This window comes from Streptomyces sp. NPDC090442 (assembly GCF_044769405.1).
In the GTDB taxonomy this organism is placed as follows: domain Bacteria; phylum Actinomycetota; class Actinomycetes; order Streptomycetales; family Streptomycetaceae; genus Streptomyces.
On record NZ_JBIVXW010000011.1, the window covers coordinates 1 to 14,781 of the forward strand.

The 14,781-nt window shown below is 67.2% G+C and carries 13 protein-coding genes and 1 pseudogene; 7 read left to right on the forward strand and 7 right to left on the reverse strand.

All coding sequences use genetic code 11. The annotated features are described in order from the left end of the window. Positions 1-160: 160 nt before the first annotated feature. From ACIQU6_RS10460 to ACIQU6_RS10480, 5 genes and pseudogenes are all read left to right on the forward strand, one after another. Positions 161-478, forward strand: coding sequence for a hypothetical protein (locus tag ACIQU6_RS10460; RefSeq protein WP_403481237.1), 318 nt, complete (start codon positions 161-163; stop codon positions 476-478). Between the two features lie 3 nt (positions 479-481). After that, positions 482-2,128 carry an alpha/beta hydrolase gene (locus ACIQU6_RS10465; protein ID WP_403481238.1) on the forward strand — a complete coding sequence of 549 codons (1,647 nt, stop codon included), beginning with the start codon at positions 482-484 and terminating at the stop codon, positions 2,126-2,128. Positions 2,129-2,199: 71 nt separating this feature from the next. After that, positions 2,200-2,745, forward strand: coding sequence for a hypothetical protein (locus ACIQU6_RS10470; RefSeq protein WP_403481239.1), 546 nt, complete (start codon positions 2,200-2,202; stop codon positions 2,743-2,745). A 522-nt stretch (positions 2,746-3,267) separates the two neighbouring features. After that, a pseudogene (locus ACIQU6_RS10475) lies at positions 3,268-4,116 on the forward strand (helix-turn-helix domain-containing protein). Next, positions 4,113-4,325: a DUF397 domain-containing protein gene (locus ACIQU6_RS10480; RefSeq protein ID WP_403481240.1), complete on the forward strand. Its 213-nt coding sequence runs from the start codon at positions 4,113-4,115 to the stop codon at positions 4,323-4,325. The pseudogene ACIQU6_RS10475 and the gene ACIQU6_RS10480 overlap by 4 nt, the downstream one beginning before the upstream one ends. Positions 4,326-4,443: 118 nt before the next feature. Here the strand turns inward: ACIQU6_RS10480 and ACIQU6_RS10485 are convergent, their stop codons facing one another. The 7 genes from ACIQU6_RS10485 to ACIQU6_RS10515 all read right to left on the reverse strand — a co-directional run bounded on the left by ACIQU6_RS10485 (position 4,444) and on the right by ACIQU6_RS10515 (position 12,194). Next, a complete protein-coding gene (locus tag ACIQU6_RS10485; protein WP_403481241.1) occupies positions 4,444-5,802 on the reverse strand; it encodes a S8 family peptidase in 1,359 nt (452 codons plus the stop codon). Positions 5,803-5,890: 88 nt separating this feature from the next. Beyond that, positions 5,891-7,447, reverse strand: a complete 1,557-nt coding sequence (locus ACIQU6_RS10490) for a hypothetical protein (protein ID WP_403481242.1) — start codon at positions 7,445-7,447, stop codon at positions 5,891-5,893. A 90-nt stretch (positions 7,448-7,537) separates the two neighbouring features. Continuing rightward, a complete protein-coding gene (locus tag ACIQU6_RS10495) occupies positions 7,538-7,849 on the reverse strand; it encodes a hypothetical protein (protein ID WP_274912922.1) in 312 nt (103 codons plus the stop codon). Then, complete coding sequence (locus ACIQU6_RS10500; protein WP_403481243.1) at positions 7,842-9,128, reverse strand: S8 family serine peptidase; 1,287 nt, start codon at positions 9,126-9,128, stop codon at positions 7,842-7,844. Before ACIQU6_RS10500 ends, ACIQU6_RS10495 begins: the two co-directional genes overlap by 8 nt. A 213-nt stretch (positions 9,129-9,341) precedes the next feature. After that, complete coding sequence (locus ACIQU6_RS10505; protein WP_403481244.1) at positions 9,342-9,635, reverse strand: WXG100 family type VII secretion target; 294 nt, start codon at positions 9,633-9,635, stop codon at positions 9,342-9,344. Between the two features lie 131 nt (positions 9,636-9,766). Beyond that, positions 9,767-10,087: a WXG100 family type VII secretion target gene (locus ACIQU6_RS10510; protein WP_403481245.1), complete on the reverse strand. Its 321-nt coding sequence runs from the start codon at positions 10,085-10,087 to the stop codon at positions 9,767-9,769. A 442-nt stretch (positions 10,088-10,529) separates the two neighbouring features. After that, positions 10,530-12,194 carry a type VII secretion protein EccB gene (locus ACIQU6_RS10515; RefSeq protein WP_403481246.1) on the reverse strand — a complete coding sequence of 555 codons (1,665 nt, stop codon included), beginning with the start codon at positions 12,192-12,194 and terminating at the stop codon, positions 10,530-10,532. A 331-nt stretch (positions 12,195-12,525) separates the two neighbouring features. On the opposite strand from ACIQU6_RS10515, the gene eccE reads away from it, so the two are divergent. Both eccE and ACIQU6_RS10525 read left to right on the forward strand, forming a co-directional pair. Continuing rightward, a complete protein-coding gene (gene eccE / locus ACIQU6_RS10520; protein WP_403481348.1) occupies positions 12,526-13,752 on the forward strand; it encodes a type VII secretion protein EccE in 1,227 nt (408 codons plus the stop codon). Then, positions 13,752-14,594, forward strand: coding sequence for a hypothetical protein (locus ACIQU6_RS10525; protein ID WP_403481247.1), 843 nt, complete (start codon positions 13,752-13,754; stop codon positions 14,592-14,594). The genes eccE and ACIQU6_RS10525 overlap by 1 nt, the downstream gene beginning before the upstream one ends. Positions 14,595-14,781: the final 187 nt, after the last annotated feature.

Below are 14,781 nucleotides of genomic sequence, written 5' to 3' on the forward strand. Positions count from 1 at the left end.
GCGCGAGCCTGATGAGTCATCACAACCCAGACAACTCATAGAAACCACTCCATGTCCCCAACCGTGAGCAAGATCATCAATCGTGGGGCGACCCGTAACCTGCTGTCATACTCACATATGACCGTTCACCGGCCTGAACACCACGGGGGAATGAAAGACCGTGTCCAACGGCAGCATCTCGGTCACACCCGAGGAATTGAGAGCGGCAGCGGGGGCCGCCGATGCCATCAGCCAGGATCTGCAGAAGCCTGTAGCGATGGCGAAGCGCGATATCGAGGCGGCCGGTACCGCGCTGAAGACCTGGCCCATCGGCCCGGATATGGAGCGAGTCGCTCACGACTGGGGTATGGCGCTAGATGAGCTGAGCAAGCGAATAGGCGGCGGTGCTCCCAAAAGCGCGGCGTCCCGCCTACGGCGCACCGCCGACGGCCACGAGTACAACGAGGACTTCACTGCCCAGACGTTCCGGGTGCGGTGACCGATGCCCGAAAATTTCAACGAACTCCTCAAGCAGGATTTCTCCGATCTGGAAGCCGCCGTTGACTCCTGGCGAAAGTTGGCGAAGGCGCTGGAGGAAGCCCAGGCTCGGCACCGACACAAGGTGACCGGACCCCTGCATGCGAGCAACTGGCACGGAACGGACGCCAGTTACGCCTTCCTCCAGATGGAGGCGAACGAGACCCAACTTGGCACCGCGCAGTCCGACGTCACCTCCATCGCCACCGTCCTGGCCACCGTTCACACGAAGATGCGGGAGGCTCAGGAGGACTTGCGCCGCTGTGTGCGCACCGCGGAACTCGACGGGTACGCCGTCGACGACCACGGCAATGTGACAGACCGCAGTACCTCCTGCCCCACCGGCAACGCGGACACCGAGGCGCAGGAAGAACATCAGCTGCGCATCGCCAAACTGGAGGGCTACCAGAACGACATCCAGTACTGCCTCGACGCAGCCGGTACCGCTTCCTGGGAGGGCATGCAACTCCTTCAGCAAATCGACGCGTTCAACCTCGACAAGGACTACGGCGCGTCGAAGGCCGAAGAAGGCGCCCGGAAGGCCGCGGAATTCGCCCACCTCGATGAGGACGCCATCCCCTCGAAGAAGGACCCGAAGGAGAACGCCAAGTGGTGGTCGGGGCTATCCGAGCAGGAGCGGCAGGAGTACCTCGACGCCTACCCCGAGAAGATCGGTTGGCTCGACGGCATCCCCAGCACCGACCGTGACGAGGCGAACCGCAAGGTGGTGGACCTCCAGCTCGCGGAGTACGAGATGAAGAAGCAGAACGGCGAACTGGGCATCCGCGACCAACGGCAGTACGAGGGATTGCAGAAACTGAAGGACTCGCTCGGCAAATCCGACGGCAGTAATGACGAGAACAAAAGGCTGTATGTGCTGGGGATCGACACGAAGGCCCGCGACGGGCGGGCTGTGGTGTCCCAAGGAAATCCGGACACCGCGCGCAACGTTGCCGTACAAGTTCCCGGCACCGACAATGACTTGACCAACGTCGACGATCAAATCGATCGCGTGGACCGGCTCCAGCAGGCAGCTCAGGACAAGGGCGGCGGCGAGAGCACCGCGGTGGTCTCGTGGCTTGGGTACGACGCCCCTGAGGTCGACGGCAGCATGGCTACGACCGGCCGCGCCGATGCCGCCGCCGGCGACCTAAGGAGCTTCACCCACGGTTTGCGTGAATCGCACACCGGCGAGCGCGCCCACATGACCGTGCTCGGGCACAGCTACGGCTCAACCGTGGTAGGCGACGCGGCGGCCCACAGCAACGGCATCGACGCCGACGACGTCGTCGTGGTCGGCAGCCCGGGTATGACGGTGGATCATGCCAAGGACCTGCAGATGGACCCGAACCACGTCTGGGCCGGCTGGGCGCCGGACGACATCGTCTCCACCGTCGCATCGAACAAAACGCTGGGAGAAAATCCCGCAGAGCAGGACTTCGGGGGCAAGATTTTCAACGTGGACACCGAAGGCCACGGCGGCTATTGGGACAAGGGCAGCGAAAGCCTGGCCAACCAGGGACGCATTATCGCCGGAATGCCTCCCCGCCCAGGGGAGTACCGCGTGCCTCCGCAGTACAACCCGCCCGGAGAGAGTGGGCCCAAGTGGTGACCGGCCAAAGCCGGCGTGCCGGCCGTTTCAGCATTCTCACACTCGTCGCCCTGCTCGCATCTGGAGGATGCATGACCGGCTCTGGGAAGAACGATCCGCTGCCCGTCAAGAGCGAGGACGGAGCCGAACGCTCGGCCCGTGAACTGATCGACTCACTGGCCGGCCAGTACCGGTTGCAGGTCGACGACGATACCGTGCACAAGGAGTTCCGCGACTGCTTCGGCAAGAACCACGAACGTGCCAATGATGGGCGTTTCGACCTAACCTACTCCGTGCGTGTTCAGCTTCCTGGGGCGGAGCATGGAAAGGCTCTTCAACCCATGCGCAAGAAGCTCGAAGCGGAGGGGTACAAGATCCTCGGCTACCGCGCGGAGCCCTCGCAAGCGCTCATGGACGCACGGGGCGGAAGCGACAACTTCTTTATCTCCGTGGACTCTTACGGACGACGCGACGCACTCGTCTTCTCGGTGAACACCCCCTGCTTCCTTCCCCCCGGCGTCAAGCAGGAACAGGTGTCGGCCCCTGCGCCCGATGCCGGCCCCGTCACACCGAAAGACCCACGCCTTGCACTGATGACGCCCACCGGGCCCGATTCCCCTGACAACCCCTTCGGCTGACCGCATCCAGGCAGCCTGCCCCAACGGGGGCGGCGCGGTGGGGGATTCGAGGCGGGCGATGCCCCGAGCTCACACTTTGCCCCTCTGGCCAACGCGTCCGGTCAGAGGGGTACGTGACGCAAACGACGCCGGGTTGCCGTCAGCCGCCCCGGTGCAGGTTACTGAACCGCACTCGACCGCACCCACAGCCGTGACGTACTCCGCCCAGACGGCCTTACCTGGGCCGCCCCGCAGGGTCACGCCCAACTGGCCCCGAGGTACGCCACGATCAGTAGCCCGTGCTCACACTCCGCAAGCGGTCGGCGCGGCGTGGAGGTGAAGCGCATCGCGAACTCGCCCACCCCGGCGTGGGTTTCGCGGATTCGGGAAGATACCCCGGAAGAGCGGACTGTGCTGTTCATGGGCCCAACCCTCCCGTCACGGACATACCTTTGACGAGGAGTGATGCGCTGACCACGGTGCGTTGTACGTACCGGGAGGCGCGGGTACGCGGCGGCAGTCAGCCCCGGGAAGGCAACGGACATGGACAACGGCGGCCGGCAGACGGACGACGAAGAACAGGCGGAGCACGAGCCCGAGTCGGGCATCCTGCGGGTATTCGGACGCCAGCTCAAGCGCCTGCGGGAATGGGCGGGCATGGAACGCACCGAATTCGGCGCGCGGATGGGTTACTCCCCCTCCACCATCGCCTCTTACGAGCAGGGACGGCGCATCCCGCCACCCGAGTTCATCGACGAGGCGGAAGAGGTACTGGACGCCCGCGGCGTCCTCGTGGAAATGAAGGAGGAGGTGGCACGGGCCCGCTATCCGGCGTTCTTCCGGGATGCGGCGCGGTTGGAGAGCCAAGCGGTCGAGTTGCATGTGTACGCGACGCAGGCCGTGCCCGGGCTTTTGCAGACGGAGTAGTACGCACGGGCGGTATTCGGGATGATGCGGCCGCCCCTGGACGCGGGCATCCTCGAACAGCGTGTGGCGGGACGCCTGGCCCGGCAGGAGATCTTCGTCTGTCGCCCGGCGCCTCTGTTCAGCTTCGTGATCGACGAGTCTGTGCTGCTGCGCCCCATCGGTGGACGGGAGGTGCTCCGCGGCCAGTTGGAGCAGATCCTGCTCGTCGGCCAGAAGAGCACTGTCGAGATCCAAGTCATGCCGCTAAGCCGAGAAGAGAACTCGGGGTTGGCCGGCCCGTTCACTTTGATCGAGACCAAGGAGGGGCACAGGATCGCGTACGTGGAGGTGCAGAACGTGAGCCGCCTCCGCACAGACCGACGTTCGGTCCGGGCTCTTGAGAACAAGTACGGGATCCTTCGCGCTCAGGCCCTCACGCCCAGCGAATCACTGACCTACATCGAGAAGGTGCTGAAAGCGACATGAACGTCGACACCACCGTGCAAGACTCATACGAGTTGTCATGGTTCAAGAGCAGCTACAGCAGCGAAGAAGGCGGTGAATGCATCGAGGTCGCTACGGACACCACCACCGTACGCATTCGCGACTCGAAGGACGTGACGCGGTCGGCGCTGGCCGTACGCCCCGCCGCCTGGGCTGCGTTCGTCAACTTCGCCATAGCGGAAACGACTTGAGCAAAGCTGCGGCGCTTTACTGAACGCGCCGCTCTCGCATACGCATTGGGGTCCGCGGCCCGAAGGCCGCGGACCCCAATCCATTTCCGCTACTCCTCGCTTGCGCTACCTCTGAGCCTTAGTGGCCGGGCGGCTGCGTGGGCGGGCCCTGCGGGTAGGAGCCAGGCGCACCAGGCTGCTGCTGGTACGGCATCTGCTGGTTCGGCATGTAGCCGCTGGACCCACCGGGACCGCCGAAGCCACCCGGGCCACCGGGAGGCGGACCGTTACGACGGTTCTTCTTGGCCACCAGCACCACGACGAGGACGATGGCCAGGATGACCAGCACGACGACGGCGATGAGAATCAGGAAGGGCGCACTCAGGCCCTTGTGGCTCGCGATCTTCACGCCGCCGCCGGTGTCGCCGGCCGCGCTGCTGGGGTCGGAAGACGGGCCAGAGGAGCCGCCGCTCAACGCGGGGAACGGGCCGTCCTTGGAGCCGGCGGGAACGTCCTTGGTCAGGGCGCTGAGCGGGTTGATCGAGCCGTAGCCGTAGTGCTGGTCCGGCAGCGAGATGCCCTGCTGGTCGGCCGGGAGGCTGGCCGTCTTGATGAGGCGGTTCGCGATCTGACCAGCAGTCAGATCAGGGAACTTGGCTCGGAGAAGGGCGGCGGCGCCGGAGACGTAGGCGGTGGAGTCAGACGTACCGTCGGCCAGGCGGTATTTGCCGTGGATGTCCACAATGGAACTCGCGGACCTGATGTTCACACCCGGGGCAGTCAACTTGAGGTGAGATCCGAAGTTTGACTTCTTCCAGATCTCTCCGTTGTTGTCCACTGCCCCCACTGCAAGAACGCCTGGCGCCCCTGCTGGGACTGCGGGAGTACCGATGCCATCGTTACCTGAAGCTGCAACTAGAAGCACGTCATGCTTACGCGCATAGTCAACAGCCTGTTGTTCTTCCGGAGAAATGCTCACTTCACCAGTGCCGAACGACATGTTCACCACTTTGGCGCCTTGATCGACGGCATACCTCAGCGCCTGGGCGAGATGCATGTCTTGCACGGCGCCAGACTGGTCATGGCTTGTGCCAGGAACGGCTACGGGCAAGATTTTTGCGTCGGGTGCAAGCCCCTTGACGCCGTCGGCTCCACCCGCACCGTGTCCATGACCAGCGATGATGGATGCCATCGCCGTGCCGTGGTCCGCACCGTTGCCAGTTCCCTGGTCCGCGGAACCACTGCCGGTGATGAAGTTCTTACCCGGCAGGACATTGCCCGTGAGGTCCGCGTGGCTTCCGTCCACCGGGCTGTCAAGAACAGCGACGGTAACACCCTTGCCCGTTGAAACCTTCCAGATCGACTCAGCGTCGAACTTTTGCAACGGCCACTGTTCGTTTCTAATTTGGTCTGCCGAAGCAATCGGCGCGGTGCCAAAGAGCAGCGCCCCCGCCACTACCGCGCCGCCCACCGCACGCAGCGTCCGCGTGAAGCTCATGCCATTACACCTTCCTCACAGAACTGGGGCCCGCAGCCCGAGAGCTGCGGGCCCCAAGCATGTCTGCCGATTGCTTGCCCGGCCGTTCCTACTCGATGACCCGGGGAGCCACATTACGCTCCGGCGTCCAGGTCTCCTCGTCCTCCACAAGGTAGTCGGGGCGGTTCCCGTTCTGGCCCTCGCCCTTCCCCTTGCCACCGTGGGCACCATGGGCGCCGCCCATCATGCCCGTCGGACGACGTCCGCCACTGCCGGAGTTGGTCCCGGCCGCAGCGCCACCGCGGCTACGGTGCAGGCCCGAACCTCCCTGAGCTCCGCCACCGCTGGCCTTGCCGCCGGTCGAGCCGACGATCCCGCCCTTCAGCCGTGCCTGAGCGCCGCCGGCGCCGCCAGCCGCACCTCCGCCACGGCCACCCGCGCCCTTTCCACCTCCGGCGTGCGCACCGCCCATGCCTCCCGGCATGCCCGGACGACCGGCGCGGGCTCCGGTGGCTCCCGGTGTCCCGGTGCCGCCGGGGCCGCCCTTCACGCCGCCGGGACCGCCCTTCGCACCACCCGGACCCCCAGGGCCACTGGGACCACCCTTCACGCCACCCGTGCCGCCGGGCCCGCTCTTCACGCCACCCATGCCGCGGGGAATGGCGCCACCGGGCAGACCGCCGCCGGGAATGCCCGGCATACCGCCGGGGCCACCGCCACTGGGCATGTGGATGTTTCCACCGCCAGGGCCACCGCCCATGCCAGGGCCGGGGCCACCTGCGTTGGGGATCTTGACGCCGGTGCCGCCGAGGCCGTCCAGACCGGTCTTCACATCGGGCGTGTGGGGCTTCATCGAACCCAGCCCACCACTAATGCCCTGCTGGTCCGGCATCTTGGGCGTCTCGGGCATCTTGGGAGCGGACTTCATACCCCGAGTGGGGATCTTGAGGCCACCGCCTCCTCCGCCACCACCGCCACCTAGCCCGCCACCTGTGGGCATGGGCATGGGCATACCGCCCAGGTCCTTCTGGTCGGAGTGTTCGTTGTGCCTGTCGTCGTACCCACCCTGCCCTGGTACGGCCCCCGGCTTCTGCAACCCCGTAGCCCGCGCCCGATAAGACGTGCCCAGGGTCTCCATCGCCACCGCGGCCTCAAGGCGCTTCTTCTGGTGGCCCGACAGGTTGTCCTTGTTCGCGTCGAGGATGCCGCCGGTGCTGGCGCCGGACTTCAGCGCGTTGTTCAGATCGTCGTCGTCGATCTGGTCCGACCAGGGCATCTCGCCCCAGACGTCATCGCCCCAGTTCCAACCGTCGTCGACCGGAACGACCTTGTCGATGGCCTTCTGGAGGTCGTCGGCCGTCGCGCCCATGATCTTCGCCGTGTGAACGGCGAACGGCGCGCCGTTCTGGAAGTTTTCGACGATGTCCTGGGCCTTCTTCTGGAAGCGGTTGGCCGCTTCGCCGTGCCAGGACTGCATCACCTTGTTCACCGCGTCGGTGAACCGCTTCTGGATTCCGCCCTGGCCGTCCTCGCCGACCAGGTCGTCGTGCAGGCCCTGCCAGTTGTTCGCCACGTCCCGGACCGTCTGGACGCTGGCACCGTCCAGCATCTTCTTCAGTCCATTGAGATCGTTCAGATTGAACTTGGTGTAGAACCTGGTGTCCACGTACCGATCCGTGGGCACGCCGCCCGTGTCTCCGCTCACCCCTCGGCCCCCTTCTCCTTCACCTAACCGTCAACGCCGTCACCGCAGTTATCAATGGTGAATCTTGTTGCGCTGCTCGGCGTCGTCGTAGGCTTCCTTCGTCTTCTTGGACTTCTGACCGAACTCGTCGATCAGATCCGTGATCTTCTTGACGATCTGTTCCTGGATGTACTGCTGCATTTCGGTGTGCGCCTTGTGCAGGTCGTTCTGCTCACCGAACGAGTTCCCCAGGGCCTTGGGCGGCAGATACGTCTGGTTCTTGGCCCTGTTGTTCGGACCGCCCATGTCCTTCAGGATCTGGTTGAGCTCCTTGACCAGTTGATCGAGGGCGTCCAGATCAACGCCGTATTCCTCTTTAGCCATGCTCGGCCTCCCCGTGTGATGTCAGTCCGGTCTTGCGGCGCCAGTCGCGTAGGGCGACCGAGGAGCCCACGACCGCGGCGACGGCAAGAAGTCCGCCGCCGACGATGAAGATGGCGATGCGGGCGCGCCGCTGCTCGGTGGTTTCTCCGAGGGTGGCGACGGCCGGCAGGATATTGGAACCGTCGGCCACACCCTTGAACTTGTCGGGGGTGGGCGCGCCGGTGGGCCGGGTGTCGTCGTTCAGGGCGGCCATCGGATTGATCACGCCCCAGCCGATGTTGTTGTCCCGGCCCCTGCGGACCCGGTCGGCGGTCTGCTCCAGGTGCCAGATGATCTGCTGCGGCCCCCACTTCTCGTTGTCGCTCTTGTGCTTGGCCATCAGGAGCACGGCGGCGCCGGTGGCATACGGAGCGGAGAAGCTGGTGCCTTGGTCGACGCAGTTGCCGCCGAGCGGGACGGTGGAGACCATGTCGACGCCGGGAGCGGCGATGCCGACGAAGGAACCGGGCTGGGAGAAGGGCGCGCGCTCGTTGTTGCGGTCGGAGGCCGCAACGGCCATGACGTTGTCGAACTCCTCGCTGAACGCGGCGGGGTAGATGTTCTTCTCCGCACCGCTGGCGCCGCTGTTGCCGGCCGAGGCGACGATCAGGATGCCGGCGTCCTGGGCCTTCTTGACCGCGGCCTTGAGCTTGGGCAGCAGGGACTCGCTGGCCGCCGTTCCCTGCGAGATGTTGATGATGTCGACCTTGGCCGCCACCGCGTCGTCGATGGCCGTGGCGAGGGTGTCGGCGGTGCCCGCCTGCTCGTCGCTGGTCTGCTGGAACGGGAGGACCTTGGCCTCGGGGGCCAGGCCGTAGAAGCCGGAGCCCACGCGGGGGCGGGCGGCGATGATGCCGGCGACCTTGGTGCCGTGCCCGACCTTGTCCTGGGTCGCCTTGCCGTCCTTGACGTAGGTCTTGCCGGGACCCTCGATGGCGTCCTGGAGCTGCTTGTTGCCCGCGTCGATGCCGGTGTCGATGACGGCGACCCGGATGCCCCCGCCCTTGTTGCCGCCCGCCCACATCTGACTGTTGATCAGGCGCTGCAGGGACCAGGGGGTCTCTTTGATGTCGCTGGTGCCGAACTTGCACTCGCCGCTCTGCAGCGGGACGTTCCCGTCGTCCGCGACTGCCGGCGGGGCGGCGACGCACGAGAGGCCGGCGACGCAGGCCGCGGTGACCAGTGCGCCCGTCGCGCGGCGGCGGTGCCCGGCTCGTAGACCAATGGCGCGAGATCCCACGGGTTGTCTGCTCTCCCTAGGTGGGTGGGGATGGGACGGGGCGAGGGGTGGTGGGAACGAACAGGGGTGCGGGGACGGGTAGTTGGGGGTAGGGACGGCCGAAGGGCGAGCGCACTGGTGCAGCGCGCTCGCCCTCTTTGACCACTGTGCGAGCCGTTGGGGGCTGCTCAGCCATGTGCCGTCCGTGCTGTGCGTCCTCGCGCGGGGCGAGGGTCAGCCGCCCCAGATGCTGGCGTTCTTGCTCTCGGTGCTCTGGTAGTTCTGCGCGGCGGTGTCGAGAGCCTTGGCGATGGCCTCCAGCGTCTGCTGGAGGTGCGCGGCGCGCTGGTCCCACTCGCGCTGGCGGGCCTGGTAGCCCTCCTGCGCGGCACCTTCCCAGCTCGACGCGATCCGCTTGACGCCCGACTCAAGGTCGTCGAGCTGCTGGCGGATGTTGTTCGCGGTGTTGCGCACGTCGGAACTTGCCTGGCTGATCGTCTGGAAATTGACGAGGATCTGGCCGGACATGGGGTCTCCTCAGGAGTTGTTGCTGACTAGTCGATTCACTTCAGCCGTGGCGAGGCCGCACACCGGCACTGACCGGTGGGCCTGGACCACGGCGGGCGGGCGAGTGCGCCGGGGTCAGCGGCGCGGCCCCATCATCCGAACGGGGAAGCCTGGGCGGTGACGTGCGAAATCGACTGAGCCTGCTCTTCTTCGGAGGAGCTGTAGTTGCCCGTGGTCTGGTCGATCGCTTCCTTGATCTCGGCCAGAAGCTGGTTGATGCGGTTGGCGTCCTCGTTCACCTGCGACTGAAGCTGGTGGTAGGAGGAGGCCGCCTGGCCCTTCCAGCCCGAGGTGATGGTGTCGACGACCTGCTGCAGACGCTGGATCTCGCCCTTGATCGCCTGGTTCACCGAGTCGATTTTGCCGCTGAACGCGACCATCTCCTCGTGAGTGGTTGTGAACTGACCAGCCATGGTCAACGTCCCCCATGAGACTCGTACGTCGGCCGCGCGGCGCCGGCGAGGGCAGTGCGCGGGTGGCATCTCCTGCTGACGCCCCCTGCCACATTACCTACTCCACACGCCTGTTCCCAACAGGGGTACGGCCGTTGTGACGGGATCACAACAATGTCAACTGGGCGTCGAGAAAACGCCGTTCAGGGGAAACGGACAGATGGGGTTGTTTCCGGCAAGCGGTAGTGAAGGTTCCGGGGAGAGGTGGAGGCGAGATGGAGCGGTTCCGGAGGAGACGCGGAATCGCCGACTCCCCTGTGAGGCAAGGGATTTGAGTACGTCACCGCGAGGATCGGGAGCCCCGTGACGGGTGAGGCCGCGCCCGGCTCCGCGAACGGGAACCGGGCGCGGCCTCAGAGCGCGCCGGAGTGGCCGAGGATGGCCGCTCGGTGAGGTCGTGGGGTCAGGACGCCTGCGGCTGCTTGGCGCTGTTGACGTCCAGGGACGGGCCGGCGGAGAGCAGCTTGGACCACGCCTCCGGGAGGAGCGGCGGGTGCGCGTCCTTGTAGCCGAGGTGGATCTGCGCCTGGTCCTGCTCCTGCTTGTCGCTACCGGCCTTGTTGGCGGAGTCGTTGTTGCGCGGGACCGAGTAGCGCAGGCCGGTGTCGGTGACCAGGAAGAGGCTGCCGGAGGTCGCCTTGGGGGTGGCCACCTGCTGGTAGAGCAGGCCGCTGCCGGGGGTGACGTACGCGGAGGCACCGGGGGCGATCTTGGCCGGGTAGTCCTTGCCGACCCAAGTGCTCATGTCCGGGATGCCGTTGGGGAAGCCCAGCTTGTCGACGCCCGGGTACTTGCTGTTGGTCCCCTTGTAGACGCTGCACGAGACGCCGTCCTGGGTGGGGGCGGTCATCCCGCCGGTCTGGGAGCCGTGCGCGAAGTCGTTGGCCGCGGTGACCGTCTCCTTGGGCCACGGGTTGTCCAGGTCCGTACCCAGGATCTTGCCGTAGAAGGTGACCGCGTGGCCGGTGGAGTCCGTCTTGGGGCTCACGCTGCCGGTGGCGGCGACCACCGGCTGGAGCGCCTTGCCCGCGGAGCCGGTCACCTTCTCGCCGTTGGGGCCCTGCTCCAGGAGGTTGGCCACGAAGTTGGTGACCTGCTGGACGCCGTCCTTGAGGACCACGTACTTCACGCCGTCGCCGACCTGGACGATCGAGCCGACCTTCCGCGCCTCCGCGGGGATCGCCGAGTTGGAGACCGGCTCACCGGCGCCGTCCACCTTCGGCATGCTGATCGGGTACGGGCTCTTGATGAGCGTGTTCATGAACTCCGCCGAGACCTTCTGCGGTTCGGCCTGGGAACCGAAGATGATCCGGCGCAGCCCGCGGTCGGCCTCGGTGTCGACGTGCTTGACGTTCGCCTTGGCCTCCATGATGGCCTGCGTCTCGTCGGCGATCATCTGGAACGCGAAGCCGTTCTGGTCGACCAGCCACTTCACGCCGTCCGGGTCCTCGACGTACAGCGCCTGGTGGAGGTCCAGCTTGCCCTTCTTGGGGTTGCCGATCTTGTCCAGGTCCTTGCCGGCGAGGACGAACACCGCCTGCTGCGACTTGTTGTTGGTGCCGCTGCCGGGGCGGTCGCACACCGCCCATGTCTTGGGCTTGTCCACGTCGTCCGCGGTGGGCAGTCGGTCCGGGGCGTAGGGAATGCCGATCGCCGCGCCGCGCGGCACCTTTCCGCTGTCCAGTTCCTCTTCCTTGACCTTGACGACCTGAAACTTGCTCGGGTCGACAAGGAGCCTGGCGGAGGCCAGATTCAGAACGGGATGCAGCAGATTCTGCTTTTTGTTGCCGTCCTCGCTCGGCAGCACGACATAGCGCGTGGTGGATTTATCCCCGACGAGGACATTTCCGCCCACCTGATCCCAACCCTGGGGTGCGACGGGGCTGATAATCCCCCACGCGCCGAACCCCACGAGCATCACGACCCCCATCACCACGCTGGGCAACACAGCCTTCAGGGGCTTGGGCGCGCTCTCGATCGAGCCGTTCGGCAGCGGCTTCAGGAATGCCGCATTCGTGCGCTTTCGCGCGAACGAATATGCATTCAGCTCGTCCCGACGTGATGCCATTGTCGCTTTCTCTCCCCGCCTGTTGGATCCACATCGACCGCCCCCGGCACTCACGCCGTAGCGCCCTCTACTATGCCGTGTATCGATCGAGCCGTACCGTACGGGTGTCACCTTCCGACGCACCAGTCCGAGCGGCGGCCGATACGCATTAGGCACCACCACCAGTAGAGGAGCAGGCCGGGGGATGTCCAGCGCCACCAGGGCTCGACGCCGCAACGGGCGGCAACAGCAGCAACAGCCTTCCGCTGCACCGCAGTACGCGGAAAACGAGGGCCAAAACGGTACAGCTCCGGGCAGCGGGGAGGGCGACGGTCGGGGCGCGTCCGGACCGGTGTCGCCCCGACTGCGCCAGCAGGCCGGAACCATCGGCGGCGTCCGCGTCCAACAGTTGGCCATCATCGAACTCGCCGCCGCACTGGTGCTGGTGGGCCTCGCGGCGCACAATCCGGTCGTCCTGAGCGTGGCCGCGGTGGTGGCGGTCATCCTGGTCATCTTCGCGCTCGGCCGGCGCCGCCGGATCCCGCTCCCCGAGTGGATCATCACCGTGCGCGCGATGAACCGCCGCGGCAAGCAGACGGGCCAGAACCTCACCGCCACCCAGGGCGTGGACCCCGCCTTCGCCCCGGTGGTGGAGTGCGATCCGGCGCTGCGCACCTACGAATACACCGACAACGAGCAGCGCGCGGTGGGCTTCGTCGGCGACGGAACGTTCCTGACCGCGCTCGTCCAGGTCGACGCCCGCGACGAACCGCTGCGCCCGCAACGCGGCAGCCACATGGTGCCGTTGGAGCTGCTGCACACCGCGCTGGACGTCGAGGACATCCACCTGGAGTCGGTGCAGTTCGTCCAGTACACCCAGCCCGCCCCGGCGCCGCACCTGCCCGAACAGGCCGTCGCCGCGCGCTCCTACGCGCCGCTCCAGGCCCAGTCCCAGACCCCCGCCGTCCAACTCACCTGGATCGCCCTGAAGTTGGACCCGGAGCTGTGCGCGGAGGCGATCGAGGCCCGCGGCGGCGGCATGGGCGGCGCCCAGCGCTCCCTGCTCCGCGCCGCCGACCAGCTCGTCAGCCGGCTCACCGCGCGCGGCGTGCGCGCCAAGGTGCTCGACGAGCGCGAGGTGGTGGCCGCGGTCGGCACCGCGGTGTGCGTCAGCCCGCGGGCCGCGAACGGCGCGATGGGCCGGGACGGCCGGGCCGCCCGCCGCACCCAGGAGACCACCCGCGCGCTGCGCTGCGACGACCGCTGGCACTCCACCTACTGGATCGGCCGGTGGCCCCAACTGGGCCGCGGCGGCGCCCCGTTGGTCGCCATCACCCAGTTGCTGACCAGCACCCGCGCGATGGCGAGCACCTTCGCGCTGACCGCCACGCACGGCGGCGGCCGGATGCCGGCGATCTCCGGCTACGTCCGGCTGTCGACCCGCAGCGACAACGAACTCTTCGCCGCGCAGGACGAGTTGGAGCGCCGCTCCGGCTCGGTCAAGGTCGGACTGGTCCGGCTCGACCGCGAGCAACTGCCCGGCCTGCTGGCCACGCTTCCCCTCGGAGGTACCCGCTGATGGGCACTCCCACGTACCAGCCCCGCGTCAACGTCACCAGCGACGGCTGGCGCAACCCGACGAACCAGGGCGTCTCCGGCGGCCGGCTCTCGCACCAGCCGCGCCCGGACGAGGAGCAGTCCGGCCCCAACAGGCCGACCCCGCGGCCCGGTTACGGGCTGCGCGGCCCGCGGCGCAACCCGCACGTGCTGACGGCCGAGTCGCTGGCCGCGCTGACCCTGCCGGTCGGCGACGACGGCGTCATCATCGGCATCGACCCGCAGAACCAGCCCGCCGTGCTGAGCCTGCTGCGCCCGGCGCCGATGGAGGTCGTCCTGGTCGGCAGCATGTGGATGGCACAGGTGCTGGCGCTGCGCACGGTCGCCACCGGCGCCCGGGTCGCGGTGGAGACCGCCCGCCCGCCGGCCTGGGGGCAGATGGCGCAGGCCGCCGGCGGCGGCCAGCAGTGCGTCTCGGTCTTCGACGTGCGCCAGATCGCCCCACAGGGGCCGTCGGTTTCCAGCCCCGTGCTGGTCGTCCGCGACATGGGCGCGCGCCCCCCGCGCAACCAACTCGCGCCGAGCCCCTGGCAGACCGTGCTGACGGTGCTGCCGTTCCTCGGGCCGCGCTCGCCGCAGATGCTCAGCCGGGTGGACCTGGTCGGCCTCCAGCGGCTGTCGCCCGAGGAGGCGGAAGTTGTGACGCGGATCATGCGGCTTCCGGAGAACGTCGGCGCGGTGCTGCCGACGCTCAGCGACAACGCCATGCTGTGGTGCCGGCGGGACGGTGGCCACCAGTTCGTCATGACCCAGCCGACGGAGGCGGAGACCAACCTGCTGGGCGGCCCGCGCCGCATGGACTGACCCCGCACGCCGGCCGATTGTCCGCGGGCGCCCCGTGCGCCGGCCGCGGGGCCGGCCGCCGGGCAGGAGCGACGGGCGCATCCAGCGGGGTGCGCCCGTCGCTCGTGCCGACCGGGCTTGAAGACGACATGGCATCGACTGCCGTTATGGGCCGACTGTTGATTAGGCTGTGGGGTGAGCCGCACGA